Origin of the sequence: Streptomyces sp. NPDC058221, assembly GCF_042882365.1 — a bacterium.
Classification (GTDB): Bacteria; Actinomycetota; Actinomycetes; order Streptomycetales; family Streptomycetaceae; genus Streptomyces.
The window spans coordinates 1-24666 of the sequence record NZ_JBHVWF010000017.1 but is presented as its reverse complement, the minus strand read 5'-3'; the positions used below and the strand labels follow the sequence as shown (position 1 = coordinate 24666).

The window sequence follows — 24666 nt, the reverse complement described above, 5'->3', positions numbered from 1 at the left end:
GTCATCACGAGCCTCGGGGAATCCGTCCGGACCCTCGGCGCTCCACTCAAGCGCGGCAGACGTCGCCCACCTGGCCTCTATGCGCGACCGAAACGGCCCGTCGAGGGAACAGGCATGGCACCGAAGCCCACGAGTGCCTCGGCGACCATCCGTTGAACCTCCCGCGCACCACCTCATTCGCTGGTCGATCGAAACCAGCACACATCACGGGAATACGCACATTTGGGATGTAGTAGGTATCGATGTTTGTGAGGCTGGCATGGATCCCCGCACCGGTCACGACGATGACGGCTACGACACTCTGGCGGGCGTAGTGGCCGCCCTCATCGATGACCGCGGCATTGTCAGGCAGTGGTCCCCGGCTGCCTCAGAATTGCTGGGCAGGTCCGCCGAGGAGGTGTGTGGCCACCCTGTATCCAGACTGTTCACTGATTCGGCGGGGGGCGATGCTCCACCGCTGTGGCCCTCAACCGCCAAGGGCGCGCTCTTGCGTCACTCCCGCGGGCACACCGTGGGTGTCCACTGGCGCCTTCTGCCTCTGGAGCACACTGCGTACCAAGTGATGCTCGCTGTTCCGGTGGACCGTGCGGAGGAATCCGAGCAGGGGGCCGTACTACTGCGCGCTTTGCTCGCTCAGGAGCAAGTCGGAGTCATCATGCGGGATACCGATCTCTCCGTCGTAAGGACCAACTTCACGTCACCCGGCCTGTCACCCCCGCCGTTGGGCAGCACCCTGGCGGACGTGATGGAGCCGCCCCATGCCGACACCATCGAGGCGGAGCTGCGCACCGTACTCAAAACAGGGGTGCCGTTGGTCGACCACGCAGTGCGCGGACGCTCCCGTTCCAAACCTGCCCGTGAATACTCGTTCTCGGTGACTGCAGTGCGAACCACAGACCGCCGCGGCCGGCCCACCGGCGTCACGGTGCTGGTCACGGATGCTACAGCGCAGTGGCTCGCCGGTCGCCGACTGCAGTTGCGCCATCAGGCCGCTGCCCGCATCGGCCGTTCCCTGGACGTCCGCAGGACCGCCCAGGACATCGCCGAGGTCCTCGTACCCGACTTCGCGGACCTGGTGGCTGTCGACCTCGCCGACAAGGTCCTGGCGGGCGACGAGCCACCCAGGACGTTCGGCGGCGGCGATCTTCATCTACGGCGCATGGCGGTTCGGGCGACCCATGGCTGGCCCAAAGCGCTACTGCAACTCGGCGACAGCTTTCCTCGTCTGCCGGACCAGCCGGCTGTTCGCGACCTCCAGGAGGGACACACGGTTCTCTTCGATCGGCAGTCGATCGCACAGGCGACAGTCGACAACGGGCTGAGTGGATTGCTCATCCCGGACAACGGTCAGTCCTTGGCCATGGCCCCGCTGTTCGCCCGCGGCCTGGTCCTCGGGCTCATCAGCGCTTGGCGCACCAGTGACGACAACCCTTTCGACCAGCAGGACGCCGATATGTTGGCGGAGATCGCCGCGCACGCGGCGCTCAGTATCGACAACGCGCGCCGGTACACCCGGGAGCACCGTGCCGCCGTAGCCCTGCAACAACGCCTGCTGCCGGCTGCCACGACGCTCACCCCGGCGGTGGAGGCCGTAGGAGAGTACCTGCCCGCCGCAGGCGGCGCGGAGATCGGAGGTGATTGGTTCGACGTGATCCCGCTCCCCTCTCTGAGGGTCGCCCTGGTCGTCGGCGATGTGATCGGGCACGGGCTGCACGCCGCGGCCACCATGGGACGGCTGCGTACCGCCGTGCAGACACTGGCCGACCTGGAACTTCCTCCGGACGAACTCCTCAGCCGCCTGGACGAATTGGTTGCACGGCTCGCTGCCGAGGCCGACCCGGCTGAACGCGACACCGTGGGTGCCACGTGTCTGGTCGCGCTCTACGATCCGGTCACGCAACTGTGCACGGTGGCCAGCGCCGGACACCCCCCGCCCATCGTGGCCGAGCCGGACGGCACCACTCGTCCCCTCCCCGTTCGGCCCGGCCCACCGCTGGGCGTGGGCGGCCTGCCGTTCGAGGCGACCACCATCCACCTTGCTCCGGACAGCTGGCTGGCTCTCTACAGTGACGGGCTGATCGGTCAGTCGACCGACGGTATCGACGCTGCGGTGAACCGGCTCGCCGACCGCATTGCCGACCTGCATCGTGACCAGCGCTCTCTCAAGGCAGCCAGCCAGGAACTGACCGCCGAGCAAGCCGACCATCCAGCGGCCGACGACACGGCTTTGCTGCTCGCCGCGGTCCGTCCGCTGCGGCACGACACCATCGCCGAGTGGGAGTTCCCAGCCGATCCGGCCACGGTCGCCGACGCCAGGGCCGCGGTCGCGGGCAAGGTCGGCGAGTGGGGCCTGGCGGATATCGACTTCACTGTCGAGCTGATCGTGAGCGAACTGATCACCAACGCCGTCCGGTACGCGGGAGGCCCTGTCGGCCTTCGACTCATCCACGACGACGTCCTCGTCTGCGAGGTCAGCGATCCCAGCAACACCCAACCCAGACTGCGCCGAGCATCCTCGACCGATGAGGGTGGCCGCGGGTTGTTCCTCGTCGCCCAGCTGAGTAACCGCTGGGGCAGCAGGTACAGGCAGTCGGGGAAGACTATCTGGGCGGAGCTGGCATTGCCGGACCGAGTGCTCGGACCGCAGCCGGGCAGCGGCCCGGCGACCCGGCTTTCCTGACACCACTGCCGCAGCTCAGCACCGCCGTCGGTCGGGACACGGTCGTGCCCTGCCCTGGCCGGCGTCCCGTCGATACACCGTCTGCCCGCCCACGCCGCTCACGTCGTGTTCGGGCGCGCTCCGGCGATCGGCGTCCTCTTCGGCGCCGGTCGCCGCTGTCTGCCACTGCCCGGGCTGGGTCACCCGGTCGGCCGGCTTCCCCCTTGGGCCCGATCAGGAGACATCGTGGAGACACCCCAGCACTCGTTCTTCGAGCCGAGGCGGCACGGCGCGCCACCCTTGGGAACCGAGCGCGGTGAGGACGGCCTGGACACACTACGCACTGCCGTTTCCCGTTCACGCAAGCGTTTCGCCGTCGTCAACGCCGTCGGCTGGGCGGCGATCGTGGGCCTTCCGACGCTCACCGGGATACCCGTAGGGGCCACGGTTGCAGGCGAACTCACCGTCGGCATGCTGCTGTTCGCCGCACAGGGATGTCTGCTGCTCGCGACAGCGGTCCAATTCGACCGCAACCACCAAGGGGCATACCGGGAATGGAACGGTGGAGACCTCGCGCTGTCCCCCGTGGGCGGGGATGACAGACGATGACGGACCGAACCGACCAGCTCCTCGCCGCAGGACCGACGAGCGCCATACCTCTGGTGGCCTTCCTCCTGGTGGTCTGCTGCGTGGTCCTCATGTACCTCATGTACGGAGCGGACTCCGACGGGCCGGCGGACGTGTATGTGGCCGGACGCTCCGTAAGGCCGGTGACCAACGCTCTCGCTCTGGCAGGGGATCACATCTCCGTCATCACCCTGATGACTACCACGGGCCTGGTGACACTCTCCGGCTATGACGGCATGGCCCTGGCCGTCAGCACAGCGGGTTCCCTGGGGGTGCTCCTACTTCTCGCTCAACCGCTGCGCAATGTCGGTGAGTTCACTCTCGGCGATACCTTGGGGGCGCGCTTCCCTGGCTCCTCCGCGCGTATCGCGGGGACCGTTGCGACCCTGTGTTTCTGTCTGCCCCTGATCGTCGTTCAGCTGGTGGTCGCCGGCGCCGCTGTGACGTTTCTGATGGGTCTCTCCGATACCGGCGCCGCCGCGCAGGTCTGTACGGCCCTCATCGGAGCAGTCATGATCTGCGCGGCTTCCCTCAGCGGGATGCGGGGCAACAGCATCCTCCAGACCATCAAGACGGTCGTCCTGCTCGTCGCCATGGCAGTGCTCGCCTACCAGGTGCTGGATGCGTTCGGCTGGAACGTGAACCAGCTGCTCCACGCAGCAGCACGCAACAGCACGGACCCGGCGCACTACTACGAACGGAGCCCGCTCCACGGCGCCGGAGCCACCGACGCCTGGTCCCAGCTCTCCATGCTGATCACCATGATCCTCGGAGCCGCTGTGGGCCCCCACATGCTGATGCGTCTCAACGCAGCCGACCGAGGTGACTCCGCCCGCCGTACGGTCACATACGCCGTCGGGCCGGTCGCCGTCTTCTGCGGACTGGCGATCCTCCTGGGTTTCGGGGCGACAGCGGTCGTCGGGACCGAAACCGTCCGCGCCGCAGACCCCGACGGGCTCGCGGCCCTGCCGCTTCTTGCCATACAGCTGGCCTCCGACGGAACCGCCGGAGGCCTGACGATCGCGCTCACCGTATCCATGATCTTCCTGACCAGCCTCACTGTGGTGGCAGCGCTGACCCTTTCGTCTGCGGCCTCTCTGGCACACGACGTCTTCGCCCGCGGAGGCGGACGCGACCGACGGGCAACGACTGAGATGCGTACCCTGCGCTGGTCTGCAATCGCCGTCGGCGCGCCGGCTGTGGTGCTCGCGGTCGCGCTGGAGGGCAAGGAAGTCACCTTCCTCGCCCAGTTCGCCATCACGGCCGCGGCAGCCGCCATCCTGCCCACACTTGTATTCGAACTCTTCTGGTCGGGCTACACACGGGCGGGCATGCTCTGGAGCGTCTACGGAGGACTCGCCTCCTGTGTGGTGCTGCAAATGTTCGGTCCGGCCGTCTCGGGTTCAGCTACCTCCGTCCTGCCCGGAGCCGACTTCGCCTGGTTCCCCCTGGAGGCAACGGGCCTCGTGTCCGTGCCGGTGGGCTTCCTCGCCGGGTGGGCTGCGAGCCTGATGACGGCGTCCAGGTCGAAGGCCCGGGGCCGGTACAAGGACCTGGAAAAACGAGCCTTGACAGGGGCAGGAGCTGCAGACCCACCCGGTCGAGTGCGGTGACCTCGACGAGTGGCGGGCGGTGGTTCCGGTCTTCTCAGCTCGTGGCGGCGTTGAGGAGGTCGAGAACGCTCTGCTGGCAGCCGTAGTCGCTGGTGCCGTTGCCGCCGCTCCAGTGCGGGCCGTACTGGTCCAAGTCGTTGCGGTCGTGGTCGTATGCGCTGTCCGCCCAGCGGGTGAGGGCCGGGGCGTAGGGATGGTCGGACAGCTGGCGGTTGAGCGCGCCAAGGCCGCGTACGTAGGCGCCCTTGAAGCTGGGCCCGTCCCCCGTGCAGCTGTCGCCCTCACCCGGTTCGCGCAGTACGCCGTCCGTCTCGAGTCGAGTGGTGGAGGCGTCGGCCAGTTCGCGTGCCGTCGCCAGGAGACCGTCGTCACCGGTGGCTTTGTGGAACTCGGTCAACGCACCCAGGACGACGCCTTGGTTGTAGGTCCAGGTGGGCTGGCCGTTGTTGGCGCACGCGTCGGTGAGACCGTCGTTGATCATGTGGTCCCCGTTGATCATGCCGCTTCCCTGGAACCAGTTCCATTCGCTCTTCGCCCGGTCCAGGTAGCTGGTGTCGCCGGGGATCCGGTTGTGCAGGGCCGAGTTGAGCTGGAGGAACAGCTCGTTGGTGATGGCGTTCTTGTAGTTGCCGTCCGTGCTCCAGCGGACTCCGCCACCGCAAGTGTCGTTCCAGTTCTCGTTCATGTGGTCGGCGTCGGCCCGCGCGGTGTCGAGGTACCGGGTGTCGCCGGTCACGTCGTAGGCATCGATCCACGCCAGACCCCACCACCCGGTGTCGTCGAGGTACCCGTTACGGAACTGCCCACCCTGCGCGTTGATGTTCTTGTCGTACGTCTCGGCGATGGCGTAGGTGTAGCTGCCCATTCCGCTGATCCGGCTGCTGTCGATGACCGCGGTCAGGGCGTTGGCGGACGTCCACCACCCGTCGCCGCCGAAGAGTTTGCTGCCCCGGTCGAACGACATCATCAGCGCGGTGGCCGCCGCGGCACTGCGGCTGCCCGCGTTCCAGGTGGTGCGCGCCCAGGGCGTACACGCGACGGCTCCCCCGGCCGGCTGCCCGCAGGCCCTCAGGGCCCCGACGCCCTGGGTGTTCCACTCGTCGACGTTGTACATCTGGGTGCGCCAGCCCTGTCCTCCGGCCGGCACGGCGGTGTCCCCGAGACGGCTGCCCGAGTCCCAGGTCCGGCCGCCGTCCATGGACCGGTCAAGCCACACACGGTCGTCGGCTCCGCCGTTGTCGATGGACGCCCAGCCCATCGCGGCGGCATCGTCGAAGTGCAGCTCGATCGACCGCTCGGAAACCGTGGCGCCGACCGCGACGCGGTCCTCGGTGCTCAGCGCCGGGTCCCGCGCGTCACAGTACGTGTTGCACACGGCCGCCGAGGCCGACGCCGCAGTCGCGGTCGGTGCGCCGGCGGCAACGAGAGGGGATAACGTTGTCAGCGCGGCGAGCGCCGCGACCTGAATGGTTCGCAATGGCTTCATGGAGGAGACTCCCGAAACGTTGGGTCACGGTGGGGGATGCTGCTCTGCGGACTTCAGGAGAGTGTTTTCTGAAGTTAGCCAGGCTGCATGATCACGTCAACGACTCGGCCACATCCGCGACAAAGCCGGGCTTTCCGATCTGATTCGGCAGCGGGGCCGCGGTCACGGCCCCGCTGACCGGGCCGTGATGTACTCGACCGCGTCATTCAGCTCAGGGTCCAGATCTGGTTCGTCCCGCCGGTGGCGGCCCACTGCTGGAGCGCCGCGCCGGGGGCGGTGGATTCCTTGGCCACGTCGATCACCCAGCCGCTGCTGAGATTGACCAGGACGTAGGAGACGTCGGAGGACGAGGAGTAGGTGCCGGCGGCCTGCAGCGCCCACTGCTGGTTGGTGCCGTTGTCACATGTCCACACGTCGAGGCGGGTGCCTTGGTCTGCGGAACTGCCGGGTACCTCCAGACATTTGCCACTCTCGGCGCCGATGAGGGTGTAGACGTTGGCGCGGACCCGATGCAGCGCCCATTTCTGGTTCGGTCCTCCGGTGGACGGCCATTGGATGACCCCCGATCCATTGGCGGTGGCCCCGTCGCTCACGTCCATCAGGTGTCCGCTCGCGGCGCTGGTGAGGTGGCGGGTCGCCTCGGACGGGTTGGAGGTGCCCGTCCAGGTGCCGGCCCCCATGTCGAGTGTCCAGGAATTCTGCCAGCTGACTGCCATTGTGGTCTCGCTGATGGTCAGGGGCAGCCATACCAGGGGGGACGAGCCGAGATCGCTGGTGTTCCAGCGGTCGCCCGCGTAGATGAAGGTGGTGGCCGCCGTCCCCTGCACCGGGATGATGTTGGCGGTCTGCGAGTTGTACGTCATGGTGCCTGGGGGTGCGAAGGTGCGGAAGGAGGACCAGGGGCCGGAGAGCGAGGTGGCGGTCGCGTACACGTTGTCGTTGGTCCTCCAGCCCGTCAGGTTGGATGCGAGCAGGTAGTAGCGGCCACCTGTCTTGACCATCGCGGGTGACTCGTAGTCGGGGAAGGTCCGGACCGTGCTCGTGACGGTGAGATAGTCGCTCGAGAGCTTTTCGATGCGCAGGCCGTGGTCGGGGTCCCTGCGCATCAGGTACCCGGATCCATCGGTGTCCTGGAAGACCCCGATGTCTTTGCTCTGAGCGCCGAGCGGTCTCGAACTCCCCCGGTAGTCGTAGGCACCGCACGGTGTCTTGCTGGTGGCCACACCGACCTTCGCCTCGCCGTAGGAGGGGCTGTCGATGTGCAGGTACATCACATATGTATCCGTGGAGGCGTTATGGAGGACCTTGGGGCGCTCCACCACGCGGCCCGGGCCCAGGTCGCCGTCGGCCTGCCGGCTCAGCGCGGCGCCTTGGTAGGACCAGTGCGACAGATCGGTGGACCGGTAGCAGTCGATGGACTGGAAGCTCGTGTCCGCCGAGTCCTCGCCGGTCTTGTTCTCGCCGAAGGCGTACCAGACGGAACCGACTTCGACGATGCCGAGGCCGTGCATCTGAAGAGTGCGGCCCGAGTCGTCGGTCCAGGCCTTCCCGGGTGTGAACGTGCTGGTCGAGCCGGCGTCCGCGGCCGGTGCCGCCACCAGCACCATGGCTGCGGCGGCGAGGAGCGCGACTGCGCCCGCGGACAGGCGCCGAAAGGACATCAGGATGCGTGCGCGCATGGCGTACCTCATGGCCGTGGAGGGTGTGGGGGTCGAGCGAACCGGCCCGCACCGTGGCCGTCGAGACGATGGACCGTGAACGACAGCTGCGGTGCGGGCGGCGGCACGCCTGACGGCGCGGCCTTGCTACCGCAGGATCAGGCTGTCGATGTTGGCGCCTTGCGACAGCGAGAGGACGGCTCGAACGGTGATGTCGTCCCCCTTCGGGAGGTCCGCCGTGACGGAAACTGTCGCCCAGGTGTCCCAGCTGCCGGTCGGCTGCATGGCCAGGGTGCCGGCCTTCTTGCCGTTGACGTCGAGCACCAGGGGGCGGTCCTTGTCGCTTCCGTTGGCATAGCGGACGAAAAGTTGCTTCGTGCCCGCCGTCGCCACGGAGACCGTCCACGCGATGGTGGAGCCTGCGGACGTGCCGTTGAAGTCGGCGAACCCGGTGCCGGTGTAGCCGGGGTGGCTCGTGTCGATGGCGAAGGTGCTGTCGAGCCGTGCGTTTTCGGCCTGGTAGACCGTGGCGCCGCCGACGGCCGGGAAGGAGCCGCCGCTGGGTTCGACGGTGGCGGCGTTCCCGCCGTCCTTCACCACGGAGATCTCCGGTGTGATGACACTCAGGATCTTCGTCTTCGCGTCCCAGACACTGCCGGACCCGTTCTCGCTGAGCAGAGCTGCGGCCTCACTGGTGAAGGCGGGCAGAGTGCCACCCCCGTTCACCCGCATTCCCACGGGCGCGTCCAGGCCGTGCATGCGGACCACATAGCGCCTTTTGCCGGGTGCGCCATCGTACGTCCCCTTCGGATGGGCGATGACGACACGCTTGGAGGCGTTGGTGTGGGTGAGACGGGTGACGCTCGTCTTCTCGCTGTTCCGGTATGCCTCGGTCAGCCCGTCGTCCTCGACGACCTCGAAGACTCCGTCGGCCCCCGCGTACACGTCCAGTTCGAGCTGGCCCCTGGCCATGTAGGCGGTGCTCTGCGCGTACGGGTACTTGGGCAGGATCGCCCCCGCCTTGACGAACAGCGGTGTTTCGCCGGTACGCGTGGTGTACGGGAAGTCCGCGGTGTCGGATCCGGTGTGCTTGATGTCCGCCCAGAAGTTGTACCAGGTGGTTCCGGCCGGCAGCCAGATCTGCTGGACGCTCCCCCCGTCGGAGGTGACCGGGGCAACGAGAAGCGAAGGTCCCCACATGTACTGGAGGTCGTGGGTGTAGGACTGCGGCCGGTCCTGGTAGTCGATCACCATGGCCCTCGCCATGGGCATGCCGGTGGCGTTGGCCTGGTGGGCGAGCGTGTAGATGTACGGCATGAGGCTGTACCGGAGCTGACCGTACTTCATGAAGTCCGCCCGCGCTTGGGCGCTTTGGTCGAGCGGCCAGCGCGATGCCAGCTTCCCCCGGTCTTTGGTCGAGGCCGTCCCGTGAGGGCGCCAGATCGGTGCGAGGCTGGACCAGCCCGCGGGCCAGTTGCGGTAGAAGGCGTCGGAGATCAGATTGCCGTCGCCGAAGCCGCCGCCGTCGATGTTGGCGAACGGGAAGCCGCCGAGACCGGCCGTCTGCATGCCCCGGATCTGGTTCCGCATCTCGTCGTAGGTCGAGCTGATGTCACCCGACCAGTAGTGCCCGAAGCGCTGCTGACCCGCGGTGGCACCGCGGCTCCAGGTCCACGGGCGCTTGGCCGCCCCGATGTGCCCGTTCCCTTCGGGGTCCCAGCCCTCCTCACCGACCGCCTTGTGCACGTTCAGGAAGTAGGCGTTTCGCGCTTCGGCCCACCTGCGGCCGTCCGCCATCTTCGCCGTGTACGGGATCCCTCCGAGATCGTCGACCTCGTCGATCCACAGTGCGTCGCCGGGATAGTTGAGCTCGGGATTGAGGGCCTTGTCCCAGAAGACCTTCCATACCCAGGCGCGTGTGTCGGGATTGCTCCAGTCGGGGACGGCGTTGTTCTCCTTCACGTTCTTGAGGTCGTCCGCCGGGAGGCTGTAGCCGGGCGGCGGGCCGCCCTTCCATCCCGCCATCTCGTTGGTGTTGTTGCGGTTGTAGTCCAGGGTCACGGTGACGCCGTTGGTGGCGGCCCACTTCTGGTACCCGGCGGGGTCGGGCCAGCGATCGTGACTGAACTCGAACCACGACCCGGACCAGGAGCCCGAACCCTCGCGCCAGCGGTTGTCGTTGACCTGGTGGTCGAAGGGCAGCCCCGCGGCGCGGTGCTGGGTGATCTTCTCTCGCCACCAGTTCTGGTCGCTCACGTTCGAGAAGTTCTTGTCAGAGAGCTGAAGCCCGAAGACGGACCGCTGGGGAAGTCGCGGCCGTCCGGTCAACTCCGTGTAGCGATCGAGCAGTTGCCCGAACTTTGGACCGTTGATCAGGAAGTAGTCCAGCTGGGGGTCCACGCCGCCGGAGTCGTGCCCGTCGGCGAAGAATCCGTACCCGTTCGCGCCGCCGAAGTTGAAGGTGGTGTCGAAGGTGGTGTTGAAGAAGACGCCGTATCCCTTGTTGGACAGGTAGAACGGCACGATGGCCGGCGCCTGGTCGTTGGGGTTGTCGGCGGCGGCGGCCGCGTCGGCGTAGTTGTGGGAGACCTTGTCACCGGTACGGTCCAGACGCGGTGTGCGGCCGAGTACGCCGTGTCCGCCCTTCAGGAAGCGTTCACCGGAGGTCGGCGGGACGAATGTCTGCGTGACGATGGTGCTGTTCGCGCCGCCCCAGGATATGCCGTGTGTGGCGTCCTCCTTCGCAAGCAAGGCATCGGTGCCCAGGGAGTAGAACTCCAGCCGCAGCGGCTTCTTGTGCACAACGATGCGCAGGCCGTCAGCCGCGGCGGTGCGCAACTCCAGGGTGTCGTTGGTCTCCGTGACCTTAAGGCTGCCGCCCAGATCGCTGTGGGCCTCCGGCCGCACCATCTCGTAACGGGTGTCGGAGAAGAAGTCCTCCTGGTAGCGGGCCGCGCTCACCCTGACTATCTGGTCTCCGTACGCGGTGAGCCGGAGTCGCTGCCCGCTCGCGCTCGTGACCGTGACACTCCGGCTGCCTGCGGCGCTGTGTTCGGCGTAGTCGCCGAGTTGTTCCGGTTCACCAGCGGCTGCGAGGGCGCGGTGCGGAAGGGCGGTAATGGTGCCTGCGGCAAGAACGCCGGCGGCCGAAGCGAGCAGGGTCCTGCGTTTGATCTGTTCGTGCTTCATCGTCTCTCCCATGCGTGTGGCAGCTCGACGGGCCCGATGCCGGCCGGATCAGAAGCGATCAGCCGAGGCTCCACTGCTGATTCGCTCCCCCGTTGCAGTTCCACAGCTCCAGCGCGGTGCCGTTCACATTGCCTCCGGGTTCGTCGCCGTCCGTGACATCCAGGCACAGTCCGGACTGGTTGCCGGTGACCGTCCCGTTGGGGTTGAGCTTCCATTGCTGGTTGACTCCCCCGTTACAGGTCCACAGTTGCACCGCGGTGCCCGGGTCGGTCTGCTTGTCGTAGGCGTCGAGGCACATCGAACCGTCGTACAGCCGCAGTTCACCTGCGGCTGTGAGCGTGACGGCCTGGTTGGCCTTGCCGTGGCAGTCCCAGATCCCGATCTTGGTGCCGGGCTCCGTACTGCCGCCCTGCGCGTCCAGGCAGCGCTGGGATGAGGCACTGACCAGCGGATGGGTCGTACCTGTGCTGCTGCCGGTGCCGTCCGACACCCGGTACATCACCGTCCCGTGCGCGGGCACCGACGCGCTGATCGTGCCACTCGTCGACGACACCGCCTTGGACCACAGATTGGTGAGCCTGTACGAGGACGCGTTGGGCAGCCCGACGGCGTCGGCCGTGGTGCTGACCGTGGCGGCGGAACCGTTCTCGTTGGTGAGGGTGACCGAACGGTCGCCGTTGGCCAACTCCTTGGACATCACCACCTGTCCCCCCGAGGAGGAGACGACCGTGCCCTGCTTGCCCAGGGAGTCCTGGTCGACGGCGATGACGTCGGAGTTCTTCAGGATGGTCAGCGTCGCGGGGCTCGCGGTGCGGATGTCGCTGCCGATGAGCAGGGGGGCGGCCATCTGCGCCCAGAGGCTGAAGTGCGTGCGGTATTCGGTGTCACTCATACCGCCGTTGCCGACTTCCAGCATGTCGGGGTCGTTCCACGCACCAGGTTTGGCGTACTGCGCGCGAGGCTGGTTCTTGTGGGCGATCTCGATCATCTTGGACCAGGTGTCGTTGATGTCGCCGGTGCTCCGCCAGGAGTTGCCGATGGCCGGCGCCCAGTTCCAGGGCGAGTTGGAGCCCCATTCGCAGATGCCGTAGAGGATCGGCCGTCCGGTGGCCTTGAGCGCGTCACCCATCGTCTTGTACCTGGTCTCGGCGTCGGCGCCGGTGTTGTTGCAGTTGTCGTACTTCAGGTAGTCCACACCCCAGGAGGCCCACAGGTTGGCGTCCTGCTTCTCGTGCCCGAGGGCGCCGGGGAATCCGTTGTCGGCGCAGGTCTTGGTGCCCGCGCTGGAGTAGAGGCCGAATTTGAGCCCCTTGGAGTGCACATAGTCCGCGACGGCCTTGATGCCGTTGGGGAAGCGCACCGGGTCGGCGACGAGATCGCCGTCCGCGTTCCGCGAGGGCAGTGCCCAGCAGTCATCGAGGTTGACGTAGGTGTAACCGGCGGACTTGAGGCCCTCGGATACGAAGAGGTCGGCGATTCCCTTGACCATCGCCTCGTTGAACTGCGATCCGCAGCCCGTGGTGTTCCAGTTATTGAAACCCATCTGCGGAGTCCGGGCCAGGCCGTTCTCCACCGCGGAAGCCTCCGGCGCGGCGGCTACGGCGGCGATCTGCACACCGACAGCGGCGGCCGAGGTCACCGCGGCCGCGCCCGCCAGACCGCCGGCGGTAAGCGTCAGTGCGGCGGCCGCAGCCGTGAAGCGCCGTTTGAAGTGCCGTTCCTGCAACATATACGGCTCCTATACTTCGTCAGGAGGTGACGAATTCGATGTCGGATGTGTGATCCTTGATGTCGATCAAGGCATCAGAAGCCTTCTCGATCAATGTGCCGTTCACCCTCAGATCCGTGATGGTCACGTCAGTGACCTTGCTCGAATCGTCATGTCCCTGAATGATCGAGTGGAAGCCCTCTATGTCCTCGAAGGTGCAGCGAGTCAGTTCCACCTTGCTGACGGGACCCACCCCGTCCTTTTCCTCGGTCCAGATGAGGATCGGGGAGGTCCTGAATTGCCCCTGGGTCCCGTTGTCATAGATCTTCTGGGTCCGAATGTCGATGAAATGAAGGTCCGACCAGGTACCGGACCCCTGATCGTGGTCAACGCTCACGCCCCGGTATCCCTGGATCACGTCGATGTTCCTGAACCAGATGTCATTTATGTCGGAGGCTCCCTGCATTCCCACTTTGACGCCTGCAGACCTGGTGAAGGCGACCGAGTTCTGGAACACGACGTCCGTCATCGTGTCGTCGGCCGATCCCTTTGCGCAGAACGCATCGTCCCCGGTGTAGGCGAAGCACTGGTCGACCACCGCATGTGATGTCGTGACGAGATCGAATCCGTCCCCATGGATCCAGGTGTCGTTGTTGAATATCTTGACGTGATGGATCTGCACGTTGATCGAGCTCTGGAGATTGAAGTTCCAGGTCGTCCCATCCCTCAGCGTGATCCCTTCGAACGTCAGCCCATCCGGCTTCGTCCCGCTGGAACCCTTGTACGACGAGACGATGTTCTCGCGATTCGACCCGCTGTCTCCTGATGTCAGAGCACTCCCGTTGGAATCGATGATCCCCCTTCCCGTGATGGCGACATTGGACGCTCCATTGATACGGATGTTCGCTGCGCGAAAGTGGTCACCGGACCAGTCGTAGTCACTCAGCTTCTCCGATCCGCGGAGCACGGCACCGGCCGCCAGATACAGCGTGACATCGCTCTTGAGCTCGATCTGGGAGAACTTGTACACGCCGTTCGGGAAGTAGACCGTGCCGCCGCCGTCGCGGGCGCTCGCGTCGTCAACGGCATCCTGGATGATCGAGGTCATCAGCTTGCCGCCCGTGTTGTCGACGCCCGAGTAGTCGTTGATGCTCTTCACATCGCGACCGTTCGGCGACGGCCTCCCTGTTTCCAACGGGTCGGCCGAGATGGCGAGGTTCTCCAGATCATTGATCTTGATGACCAGGTACCGTGACTCTTCCTGGGAAAGCGAGAAGGTGAGCTCCCTGCCATTCACGGTTGCCTTGACCCCGTAGCTGTGAGGGCTTATGTCATACGAATCAATGTCCTCCTTCGCGGTTACGGTGAACTCAGCCGTGCCTGAGTACGAGAACCGCGCCCAGGAGTAGCCGAAGTTCTTGACGACGTCGATCTCGTCCGACTCCACCTTCAGCGAATAGGAGGCACTCTCGTTGAAGTAGGAAGGGGTGGGATACGTCGTGACGGTCGCAGCGGCCGCCGGCTCGGCGGCGTCTGCGCTGCCCTTGCTGATCCGGTCGATCAGCGGCACACCGAGAACCACTGCCGCCGCTCCGAGACCGAACTGACGTCGTGAGATGGTCATGGTGTCCTGAACCTCCGTGGGGGGAAGCGAGTCGTGCCGTTTCCGGCCTACTCGCGGGCCTGACTGTTTGGTTGACCGGAGCGCGGCAACGGCTGCGCGCATCCCACAGGTGCCCCTGCACACCCCGGGAAGGGGTGCCGGTCGGTGCGCCGTCCTGTTCCAGGTGGTGACAGGAGAGGTCAGCCGCGGTTCCACTTCTGGTTGGCGGCCCCGCTGCACGGCCAGATGATCGCCTGCGTGCCGTTGGCCGTGCCTCGGTCGTACGCGTCCAGGCACTTGCCGGACGCCACGTTGACGATCGAGCCGCTGGACATGACACGCCAGCTCTGACTCGTCGCGTTGTCGCAGTCCGTGATGACGACGGCGCTTCCGTCGGCGCTCGCTCCGTCACGGACGTCCAGGCACTCGGTGGGGTAGACCCGGAGCTGGTTGGAGGCCGTGGACGTCCAGGTCTGGTTGGCCCCGCTGTTGCAGTCCCACAACGCCGGGCGGGTTCCGTTGTCCGTCGCACTGTTGGGCACATCCAGGCAGCGACCGGACTCCTGCCCCTTTATGGCTCCGGCCGCGGCGCCGCGCGCCCACTTCTGCTGGGCTCCGCCGTCGCAGCCACGGATCGCCAGCCCGGTGCCGGCACCCGTGCCGTGGTCACGCGCCTCCAGGCACTTGCCCGAGGCGGGGTTGAGCACGGAGCCGTCGTCTTTCACGGTCCACTTCTGGGCGCCGCTGTTGTTGCAGTCCCAGATCTGGACCGCTGTACCGTCGGTGGTCACTCCGCCGTCGACGTCCAGGCATGTGCCCGGGAACACACGGAGCTGTCCGGCCGGGTTCTGCGTCCAGAGCTGATTGCTGTCGCCGTTGCAGTCCGCGAGCCCGACGTCGGTGCCGTTGGTCTGCGTGCTGTTGGGTACATCGACGCACAGGCCGGATTCGTGGCCCTTGAGTACGCCGTCGGTGTCGGAGGAACCGCAGGTTGTCATCCCCTCCGTATAGGGACACAGGACAGAGGCGAAGCCGCCGTTGCGCGCCATCGGCACCGAAAGCGCGTCTCCGCTGGAGACCACCCGGGTCTCCCGAAGCAGGGGTCCTGAGCTGTCGCGGACCGTCTCCAGCAGCCACTGGCCGTCGCCGAGGAAGGTCAGGGGCGACTGGAACGTCTTCGCGGCGAGGGCCGATATGCCTCCGACGTACCATTTCCCGCCCGCCCGGCGGGCCATGTACGCCTCCTCACCAGGTGCGCCGGCGAGCAGGTGCGTCTCGTCCCACGTCGTCGGGAGCTGGTCGAGGATGCGCAGCGCCTCGGGCCGGGACCGGTAGCTCTCGGGGTTGTCCGCGTAGTGCTGCCAGCCCGATTCAAAGACCACCGCGGTCGCCAGTTCGTGGGCATCAGTGGTGTCCCGGTTGTTCATGCTGAAGACGACGGGCGTGAAGTCCATGCTGGAGATGGCGTTGCGGGTGAAGGGGAGCAGGGTGTTGTAGGACGCGCGGTTGCGCTGCTGTTCCGCGCCATAGACCGCTTCGCCCGACATGACGTGCGGCCAGGTGCGCTGCATTCCTCGCGGGGTGCCGGAGCCGTGGAAGTTGACCAACAACTTGAGCTCGGCGGTCTGGGCGAGCACGGCGTCGTACCACTTGAGGGTGGGCTGGGTGTACTCGTAGCTGAAGTCGATCTTCGTTCCGGCTACTCCCCAGCTCTTGACGAGGGGAAGCCACTTGTCGCGCTGCTCGGCCGTCTGCAGGTCGGCGGAATTGAACCAGACGATCACCTTGACGCCTCGTGCCTCGGCGTACTTCACGAGGTCCGGCATCCAGCTCGACTGCCAGCCCTCGTCGACCAGGACATAGTCCCAGCCTTGGTGCTGTGCGAAGTCGATGTACTTGCGCTGGCGAGCGGGATCCGAGGGGCTCGAGTGCTCGGTCAGCCAGGACCAGGCCGACGCACCCGGCTTGATCCAGGACGTGTCGCTCACCTTGGACGGCTGGGCGAGGTCGTCGACGATCGTCGATTCGGTGACGGTCTCCAGGTCGCCGACGGCTGCGGTGCGCCAGGGTGTGGCCAGCGGAAGCGTCGCGGTGACGGGAGCATCCGTGATCGAGGTGCCGTAGTTCCCGGACCCTTCCTGGTGTGTCAGCCGGCTGCCGGCGTAACGGCCGTCGATGGCCGTCTCGGCCAGCAGCGCGTACGTCGAACCGACCTGGAACAGTGCGGGGACGGCGTAGTCATTCGCCGGGGCTCCGCCCGCAGTCGTACGGAACCACTGCCCCTGATCCTCACGGCCTGCCGGGACCAGCCAGGCGTTGGACGACGTCGGCACCTCCCAGGACGATGCCTCCCGCTCGACCGTCACGCTCCCCGAGCCGGGCAGGACGTACCGGTACGCGACGCCGGTGCTCGACACCCGCACCAGGACATCCAGTCGTGCGCCTCCGGAGCCGGTGAAGGACAAGGCCGTCTCGGTGTAGTCCGTCTGCCGCGAGCGCTTCTTCCCGGTCGTCATGGTGTAGGACTCGGTGACCGTCCGGTCCGTGCGCCCGGTGAAGGTCAGGCCCTTCGTCAAGTCGGCGGCGGTGGTCTCGACCCCGATCGGGGCAGGGTCGAGTACGGCTGTTCCCTGGCGGGACGCCGAGAACCGCAACGCTCCATCGTCGCCGTCAAGGCTGACCTGCGCGGAGACCGGCGCGTCGGCGGAGGGGCCTGTGACCGTCCATGTGGTGGCCGCGGCCGCGCGGGCGGGAGCTGCGGGAAGGAAAACGGCGGCCAGGGCGACCGCGAGCACGTACATGGCTAAGAGACGCGGACTTCTGAACTTGCTCTCATACACGGCGAGCTCCTTCCGTGGGGGCAGTGCGGCACAGTGTGTAGACCTGTTGGATTAGGCGTCAACGGTCCGCACAAAAATGAACAGAATTCCAACTGAGCTTGTTAATCAGCCCAACTGGGCGGCGCACAGCGTCACTTGGACACTGCTGCTGCACCGGACGGGCCGTCGGCGCTCACCACTGGTGGGTACCGAGGTAGGCCTCGGCACGGTCGCGATCCCAGGCGCCGTCCGCGACCAAAACCCGGTAGCGGTAGCCGAAGCTCTCCCCCGGAGGCAGCTCGAACTCCTCGAAGAACGCCCAGGAAAGCGCCACTGAGGGGAACGGCTCCGAACGCACGAACCAGTGCGAGGCATGGATCGACTCGGCGTTCTCCGGGGCATGGCAGAAGAGCACGGTGGAATGTGCGTCGTCATGGTCGCGCTCGGCAGTGAACGCGATCCAGGAGACCTCCGAAGCCGGGGCGCCCATCAGCTGTGCGGCGCCTGCCTGCCCCTCTCCCCCCATGGAGCCCGGACCGAACACGTTGCCATCCGTGAAGTCGCGCGGGCCGCGCCAGTTGAGACCTGTATAACCGGCCAGCTCACGGCCGGCCGTGGTCGGCGAGCCGAAGCGCAGAGGTTCGTCACGCACGTTGATCAGGTGCAGGGACCAGTCCAGCGCCCAGGTACCCTCCGCCGGTTCCACCGAGTGCAACTCGATGGTGCGACGTTCCGCGGCCCACTCCTGGCCTCCGAATTCCAACCAGGTCAGCCGCTCCACGAAGCGCAGCCGGTCCTCGGTGACCTCGAAGTCACTGAAGCCGTCGTGCCGCATGGACCCGACCCGGTCGTCGACCCGCCTGTAGCCCTTTTCGGGCCCCAGGTAGGAGTCGCCGCCCCAGAAGTTCTGACCGGAGAGCTGGCTGGCGGCCATCTGAAGGCCCTTGTGCCAGCGGTGGTCGTTGGGCCGGTAGCCGGAGACGAGACCGCCCGCCAGCGTGCGCAGCGGATGGACATAGGGCTTACGGGCTTCGAAAGGATCGGGGTCCGGCGCGTAGACGTAGGTCAACAGCTCGACGCCGCCGGAGGTGACCAGGATGCGTTCGCCGAGCGTATGGGTGACGGTGATGGGCTGACTCATGCCGGCTTCAGATCTCCTTCAGACCCTACGGGGCCGAGTCGGGGTTTTCAGCCACCGGATGACACACCGGGCTCCAGGTTCCAGGTAACGGTGTCGGTCTGCGGCACGCCGTCGACGGAGGCCGTCACGGTGACGGTGTTGGATCCCGGCCTCAGCGTCACATCGGTCCACTTGAAGATGTGATCGGCGCTGTTCCGCTTGCCCAGCGACGTGCCGTTGAGCGCGGCGGTGACCTCCGACGCGTTGGAGTAGACCTTCAGCTCGGTCGCGGCCTCGGTGCGCGAGGTCCAGCGACGGCTGGTGATATATAGGGTCGGCGCGGTGGACCAGTTGGCCTTGTACCAGTAGAAGGCGTCCTTGCGGGTCATCCGATCGCGGGTCACCAGTCCCTTGTCGTTGATTCCGGGCTGCTCGCCCTCGTTACGCCCGTCGGAGGCGAAGTCGAACATGTTCCAGACGAAGGAGCCCCAGACGAAAGGCCGGTCGGCGAGCTGCTTCCAGGACGCCTCGTGCAACAGCGCCTGATACTCCTCCGGGTGGAAGGAGCCTCCTGAACTGGGCACTGAAGGGTTGAGCGCGTGTTGGGCGGGATTGGCCCCCGCGCCGAACTCGGAGACGGCGAAGGTGCGTTCCGGCTCGTCCTTGTGCAGGCTGTCGGCCCAGCCGCCCAAGTCGTTGTACGAACCTCCGTACCAGCCGAAGTACTTGTTGTACGCCGTGGTCTCCGCATGGCCGGCCACCCCGGCGTCGTTGCCGAGGTTGTTCGCGTAGGTGCTGATGCGCTCCGCGTCCTCACTTTCGACGAGCGCGGCGAGTTGGGTCAGCAGCTTGTTGGTGGGGGTGTTGTCACTGCGCTGCTCGTTCCCGATCCCCCAGAAGACGATCGACGGATGGTTGTAGTTCTGCCGGATCAGTTCACGCAACTGGGTCTGGGTGCTCGCCGTGAACGCGGCCGAGTCCGTGATGGCGTCCACCAGGGGTATCTCCGCCCACACCACCACACCCGTGGCGTCCGCGAGGTCGTAGTCCTTCTGGTCGTGCTGGTAGTGCGCCATCCGCACCGCGGTGGCACCGATCTCCTTGATGAGGGCGAAGTCCTGCTCGTGGTCGGCATCGGTGACGGCCCAGCCATCGCCCGCACGGTCCTGGTGCAGGTTGACTCCGTGGAGGTTCAGGTGGCTGCCGTTGAGCTTGAAGCCATTGGTGGCGTCGAGGCTGAAACTCCGCAGGCCGAGCGGCTCGGTGACCACGTCCGTGACGGTGTCGGCGTCGGCGTCCCGGATCTCGACGTGGGCGCTGTACAGATACGGGTCGGCCAAGCCGTTCCACCGGCGCGGATCGGCGATCGTGAGCGTCTGCACGATGTCCGTGCCGCTATTGGCCTTGAGTGTCTGAGGCGCGGTGCTGTGGTCGGCCACGACCGTGCCGTTGGCATGGGTGACAACGGCACGCACCACCACGGAGCGGCTGGTGGTGTTGTTGTTGAACAGGGTCGCCTTCACATCGACCGTCGCCGAGGAATCCGTGACACTGCGCTGGCGCAGATAGACGCCGGGCCCCGAGTAGTCGAGCATCCGCACCGCAAGTCTGTCGATCGCGTGCAGGCTGACGTTGCGGTAGATGCCCCCCTGGAAGGTGTAGTCCGCGCCCAGCGGTGCGATGCCGGCGTTCGGCGCGTTCGTCACCCTGACCGCCAGAACACCGCTCTTCCCCGGCCTGAAGGCGTCCGTGACGCCGAACCGGAAGCGTGAGTAGCCGCCTCGGTGCGAACCGAGGTGGACTCCGTCGACCCAGACGTCCGCGACCTGGTTGACCCCGGCGAACTGGAGGAAGAGCATCATTCCCGAGAGCGTCTCCGGAACCGTGACGCGTTTGCGGTACCAGCCGACGCCCCGGTAGTAACTGCCACCGTCGGCACCGTCCAGCGCGTTCCACGTGTGCGGGACGCTCATGGAGTCCCAAGTGCTGTCATCGAAGCCGGGACCTTCGGCTCCGGCGACGTCACCCTTGTGGAAGAGCCATCCGGAGTTGAGGCCGAGCCGGACTCGCCGGACGGGTGGGCTGTAGCTCTCCAACGCGGCCGACACACCGCCCGAGGCGAACGCGGCAAGAGCTCCGCCCACCATGGTTCCCAATACGAGTCGTCGACTTGGAAGTTCGTTCATGACGTGCCTCCGTGGAAGGTGTGGGGCTCCCGGGTGGCGCCTGCCTTACACACAAGACGGAAGCATCTGAGCCCGACCCAGTAGGTTCATGTAGATGAACAATTATCTACAGCATGAACACCGCAGGACGTGACGGTAGGCCCGGCCAACTCGGCGGTCAACCCTGCCGGACGAGGCGATGACATCGATCTCGGGTGGCTCAAATCCGGCACCACGGTTCACATCGATGAACACGGCCCGCGAAATGCACCCCTACCTGCGGCTGGCCGCCAGACCGGTGAATGTTGAAAACTGTTTCTTTGTCTTCCACCTTGACCTTAAAAGAGACACAACTGCACACTGTGCAACGCCCGTTCTCTGAGTGAAGAGCATCTTCATGCAGCGGGCCAGTACGGCCGGGCTCGGCCGGCTCCCCCGACGACCGGGTCCACGATCGCCTCAGGCAAGGCAGCGGGGGCCGACCGATCAGGCTCTCATCACCATCACGCCGTGACCGCAACGGCATTCCCGCCCGCCAGCCGTCCTGACCTGCGGACGGCCACGTCATCAGTGCGTTGAACGGAGAAACCTCATGTTAAGGAACCGTTGGTTGAGTGCCGCTGTCGGCGGCACTCTGTTGATGGTCGGACTCGCCGGCCAGACGGACACCGCACCGTCGGCCGTCGCTGCGAGCGCGGGGTGTCCCTGGGTCGGTTCGGGCGCGCCGGTCGCCGACCGCGTGTCGCAGCTGCTCGGCGCGATGTCCCAGGATCAGAAGCTGTCCATGATCGCCGGGACCGGCAGCAATACGTATGCCGGAGTGGTTCGGGCCATTCCCGAGCTGTGCGTTCCCGAACTGGATCTGGAGGACGGGCCGTCCGGAGTGGGCCAGAAGCTCACCGGGGTGACGCAACTGCCGTCCGCTGTCAGCGCGGCCGCCACCTGGGACACCGACGCCGCCAAGGAGTACGGAGCGGTGGTCGGTGCCGAGCAGGCGGGCAAGGGGTCGGAGGTCGACCTCGGACCAACAGTGAACCTGGTCCGCGATCCCCGCTTCGGGCGAGCCTTCGAGACGATGGGTGAGGACCCGCATCTGGCCGGAGCGATGGGCACGTCGGTCATCCACGGCGTACAGGGCCAGGGCGTGATGGCTCAGCTCAAGCACCTGGCGGTGTACAACCAGGAGACCTACCGCAACAGTCCGAGCGACGCCGTCACCATCGACGAGCGGACGCTGCAGGAGCTCTACCTGCCGGCCTTCGAAACTGCGGTGCAAAAGGGTGCACCATCGTCCGTGATGTGCTCCTACAGCACGGTCAACGGCGACTACGCGTGCCAGAACAAGAACCTGCTCTCCACCGTCCTGCGCGACCAGTTCGAGTTCCAGGGCTTCGTCACCGCTGACTGGGGTGCCACCCACGCGGCCGCGGGGTCGGCCAACGCCGGCATGGACATGGAGATGGGCAACCGGAACTACTTCGGCGACCCGCTGAAGAACGCCTTGGCCGATGGCACGGTCAAGCAGTCGACGCTGGATTCGATGGTGGGACGCATCCTCACGGAGATGTTCACCTTCGGCGTGTTCGACAAGGCCCCCTCCGGATCGACCGGCGCACACGTGAGCACGGCGGAGCACGTCAGCACGGGCACGCAGGTCGCCGAGAAGGGCACGGTCCTGCTGAAGAACGACGGTGTCCTTCCGCTCAGCGCCACCAAGGGGTCGTCGGTCGCGGTCCTGGGAAGTTGGCAGAATTCCGGCGGTGGCAGTGCCTCCGTGCACGCCGACTCCGTGGTCAGCCCTCAGCAGGGCATCGCCGCACGGGCGGGTTCGGATGTGGACGTTCAGTACGCACAGGGGTCCACGGCCAAATCGACGCTGGCCGGCATACCGGCGGAAGCACTCAAGCCGGCCTCCGGCAGCGGTAACGGCCTGACCGGACAGTTCTACAACAACACGGATCTGTCCGGCTCGCCGGTGCTCACCAAGAACACCACCAGCCTGGACTACAACTGGGACGGCGCCAGCCCGGGCGATGGCGTCAACTCCAGTAACTGGTCGGCGAAGTGGACCGGCACGCTGAAGGCACCGGCAACCGGTGTCTACACATTCGCCACCAACAGCGACGACGGCAGTCGGCTGGTTCTGGACGGCAAGAAGCTGATCGACCAGTGGGGCGACCAGGCCGAGACGACCCGCTCCGCCAGTGTCAACCTCACCGCCGGGCAGTCCGTCCCGATCGAGGTCGACTACTACAACAAGTCCCAGGACAGCCGGCTCAGCCTGTCCTGGACACCGGCCGACTACAGCGACAGCGCGATCAGCGAGGCGGTCTCGCTGGCCAAGAAGTCCTCCGTCGCGGTGGTCTTCGCGAAGACCGACACCTCAGAGGGCTCGGACCTCAAGGACATCGAACTTCCCGGTAACCAGAACCAGTTGATCGCACAGGTGGCCGCGGCCAACCCGCACACCGTCGTCGTGCTCAACACAGGCTCGGCCGTCACCATGCCGTGGCTCGACAAGGTGTCCGGAGTCCTCGAAGGCTGGTACTCCGGACAGAGCGAGGGCACCGCGATCGCCTCGCTGCTCTTCGGCGACGTCAATCCGTCCGGCAAGCTCCCGGTGTCCTTCCCCAAGTCACTGAACGACGTACCGGCCAACACTGCGGCTCAGTGGCCGGGGCAGAAGGACCAGGTGCAGTACAGCGAGGGCCTGGCCATGGGGTATCGCTGGTACCGGAGCAAGGGCATCGAACCGCTCTTCCCGTTCGGCTACGGCCTTTCCTACACCGAGTTCGGGTACAGCGGCCTGGGCATCAGCGGGCCGGACGCACACGGCAACTCCACCGTGAAGGCCACCGTCACCAACACCGGCAGTCGCACGGGCGCGGAGGTTGCTCAGCTCTACGTCACCTCGCCCGCCGCCGGCGAGCCCGGCAAGCAGCTCAAGGGCTTCCAGCGGGTGGACCTGAAGCCCGGCGAGAGCAAGCAGGTCACCTTCCCCGTCTCCATGCGCGACCTGTCCCACTGGGACAGCCAGGGCCACACATGGGTAGCCGACAAGGGAGAACACGGCATTTCCGTGGGTGACTCCTCAGCGAGCAGCAAGCTCGACGGCACGCTGAAGGTCACCTCTACATCGACCGGCAACTCCGTCACCGTGGACAACCCAGCTGGGATGAGCAGCCTGGCGGGCAGCTCGGCGACGCTCGCCATGCACGCCTCCGACTCGGCCTCCGGCCAGAAGCTCACCTACAGCGCCTCCGCGCTGCCGGCCGGTCTCTCCATCGACTCCGGCACCGGGGTGATCTCCGGCAAGGCCACGTCCGCGGGCACGAGCACGGTCACGGTCACCGCCGCCGACGGGACCGGGGCGAAGGGCAGCACGACCTTCGTTTGGTCGGTCGTCAAGCCCGGCAGGACCGGGCCGATCGTCTCCGGGTTGTCGCCCTCCCTCTGCCTGGACGACCGCGCGGCCGACACCACCAACTCCAACCCGGTGCAGAGCTACACCTGCAACGACAGCCAGGCACAGCAGTGGACTGTGGGCTCGGACAACACGCTCCGTGTCCTCGGCAAATGCCTGGACGTCAAGGCCGCCGGCACGGCCGACAAAACCCCTGTCGGCATCTACGACTGCAACAGTTCCGGAGCTCAGGCCTGGACTCCGCAGCCCAACGGCGCGCTGCTCAACGAGGGTTCGGGCAAATGCCTCGACATTCCGGGCGCCTCCGCCGAAGGAGGCGCCCAGGTGCAGATCTACGACTGCAATGGCACCAAGGCTCAGAAGTGGACCCTGCCCTGACCGGTATCCACCCGGCGCCGGCTGACGCGGGCGGACCGATCAGCCCGGTCTGACGACGCCGGGCCGGGCGCAGTACATGACCTCCCGTCCCGCTCCCCGCACCACCTCCCGCGTAGATCACGCAGGGTGCGGAGAGCGGGATCGGCTCTGCCGACGCTCCTGAGGCCCGGTTCCGGGGCAGGGGGGGGGGGGGGTGGCGCACCACCCCCAGGTGGCC

The 24666-nt window shown here is 66.4% G+C and carries 12 protein-coding genes; 4 read left to right on the top strand and 8 right to left on the bottom strand.

The genetic code is table 11. The annotated features are described in order from the left end of the window. The first annotated feature begins 562 nt into the window (after positions 1-562). The 3 genes from ACFVW8_RS08380 (at position 563) to ACFVW8_RS08370 (ending at position 4899) form a co-directional block, all read left to right on the top strand. Positions 563-2680: a SpoIIE family protein phosphatase gene (locus ACFVW8_RS08380; protein WP_389687488.1), complete on the top strand. Its 2118-nt coding sequence runs from the start codon at positions 563-565 to the stop codon at positions 2678-2680. Positions 2681-2905: 225 nt separating this feature from the next. Continuing rightward, positions 2906-3268, top strand: coding sequence for a hypothetical protein (locus ACFVW8_RS08375; protein WP_389687401.1), 363 nt, complete (start codon positions 2906-2908; stop codon positions 3266-3268). After that, on the top strand, positions 3265-4899 hold the full coding sequence (locus ACFVW8_RS08370; protein WP_389687399.1) for a cation acetate symporter: 1635 nt from the start codon (positions 3265-3267) through the stop codon (positions 4897-4899). Before ACFVW8_RS08375 ends, ACFVW8_RS08370 begins: the two co-directional genes overlap by 4 nt. 34 nt (positions 4900-4933) lie before the next feature. On the opposite strand, the gene ACFVW8_RS08365 is transcribed toward ACFVW8_RS08370, so the two are convergent. The 8 genes from ACFVW8_RS08365 to ACFVW8_RS08330 all read right to left on the bottom strand — a co-directional run bounded on the left by ACFVW8_RS08365 (position 4934) and on the right by ACFVW8_RS08330 (position 20668). Next, positions 4934-6385, bottom strand: coding sequence for a glycoside hydrolase family 76 protein (locus tag ACFVW8_RS08365; protein ID WP_389687397.1), 1452 nt, complete (start codon positions 6383-6385; stop codon positions 4934-4936). 206 nt (positions 6386-6591) lie between these two features. Further along, positions 6592-8064 carry an RICIN domain-containing protein gene (locus ACFVW8_RS08360; protein ID WP_389687395.1) on the bottom strand — a complete coding sequence of 491 codons (1473 nt, stop codon included), beginning with the start codon at positions 8062-8064 and terminating at the stop codon, positions 6592-6594. 126 nt (positions 8065-8190) lie between these two features. Further along, positions 8191-11232, bottom strand: coding sequence for a TIM-barrel domain-containing protein (locus ACFVW8_RS08355; RefSeq protein WP_389687393.1), 3042 nt, complete (start codon positions 11230-11232; stop codon positions 8191-8193). Between the two features lie 58 nt (positions 11233-11290). Further along, positions 11291-12961, bottom strand: a complete 1671-nt coding sequence (locus tag ACFVW8_RS08350; protein WP_389687391.1) for a glycoside hydrolase family 27 protein — start codon at positions 12959-12961, stop codon at positions 11291-11293. Between the two features lie 19 nt (positions 12962-12980). Continuing rightward, positions 12981-14564 carry a glycosyl hydrolase family 28 protein gene (locus tag ACFVW8_RS08345; RefSeq protein WP_389687388.1) on the bottom strand — a complete coding sequence of 528 codons (1584 nt, stop codon included), beginning with the start codon at positions 14562-14564 and terminating at the stop codon, positions 12981-12983. Positions 14565-14743: 179 nt separating this feature from the next. Continuing rightward, positions 14744-17383, bottom strand: coding sequence for a glycoside hydrolase family 97 catalytic domain-containing protein (locus ACFVW8_RS08340; RefSeq protein ID WP_389687386.1), 2640 nt, complete (start codon positions 17381-17383; stop codon positions 14744-14746). Between the two features lie 172 nt (positions 17384-17555). Next, entirely contained in the window at positions 17556-18503 is a 948-nt protein-coding gene (locus tag ACFVW8_RS08335; RefSeq protein ID WP_389687384.1) for a PmoA family protein, read from the bottom strand. A gap of 47 nt (positions 18504-18550) precedes the next feature. Continuing rightward, positions 18551-20668: a glycoside hydrolase family 2 TIM barrel-domain containing protein gene (locus ACFVW8_RS08330; RefSeq protein WP_389687382.1), complete on the bottom strand. Its 2118-nt coding sequence runs from the start codon at positions 20666-20668 to the stop codon at positions 18551-18553. Between the two features lie 589 nt (positions 20669-21257). Between ACFVW8_RS08330 and ACFVW8_RS08325 the strand changes: the two genes are divergently transcribed. After that, a complete protein-coding gene (locus tag ACFVW8_RS08325) occupies positions 21258-24449 on the top strand; it encodes a glycoside hydrolase family 3 C-terminal domain-containing protein (protein ID WP_389687380.1) in 3192 nt (1063 codons plus the stop codon). The last annotated feature ends 217 nt before the right edge of the window (positions 24450-24666 follow it).

What these genes read in the sequence shown, in the direction of transcription:
- ACFVW8_RS08365 (WP_389687397.1), bottom strand. Translation starts at nt 6,385, where the DNA reads ATGAAGCCATTGCGAACCATTCAGGTCGCGGCGCTCGCCGCGCTGACA.
- ACFVW8_RS08355 (WP_389687393.1), bottom strand. Translation starts at nt 11,232, where the DNA reads ATGAAGCACGAACAGATCAAACGCAGGACCCTGCTCGCTTCGGCCGCC.
- ACFVW8_RS08335 (WP_389687384.1), bottom strand. Translation starts at nt 18,503, where the DNA reads ATGAGTCAGCCCATCACCGTCACCCATACGCTCGGCGAACGCATCCTG.
- ACFVW8_RS08350 (WP_389687391.1), bottom strand. Translation starts at nt 12,961, where the DNA reads ATGTTGCAGGAACGGCACTTCAAACGGCGCTTCACGGCTGCGGCCGCC.
- ACFVW8_RS08370 (WP_389687399.1), top strand. Translation starts at nt 3,265, where the DNA reads ATGACGGACCGAACCGACCAGCTCCTCGCCGCAGGACCGACGAGCGCC.
- ACFVW8_RS08345 (WP_389687388.1), bottom strand. Translation starts at nt 14,564, where the DNA reads ATGACCATCTCACGACGTCAGTTCGGTCTCGGAGCGGCGGCAGTGGTT.
- ACFVW8_RS08360 (WP_389687395.1), bottom strand. Translation starts at nt 8,064, where the DNA reads ATGCGCGCACGCATCCTGATGTCCTTTCGGCGCCTGTCCGCGGGCGCA.
- ACFVW8_RS08330 (WP_389687382.1), bottom strand. Translation starts at nt 20,668, where the DNA reads ATGAACGAACTTCCAAGTCGACGACTCGTATTGGGAACCATGGTGGGC.
- ACFVW8_RS08380 (WP_389687488.1), top strand. Translation starts at nt 563, where the DNA reads ATGCTCGCTGTTCCGGTGGACCGTGCGGAGGAATCCGAGCAGGGGGCC.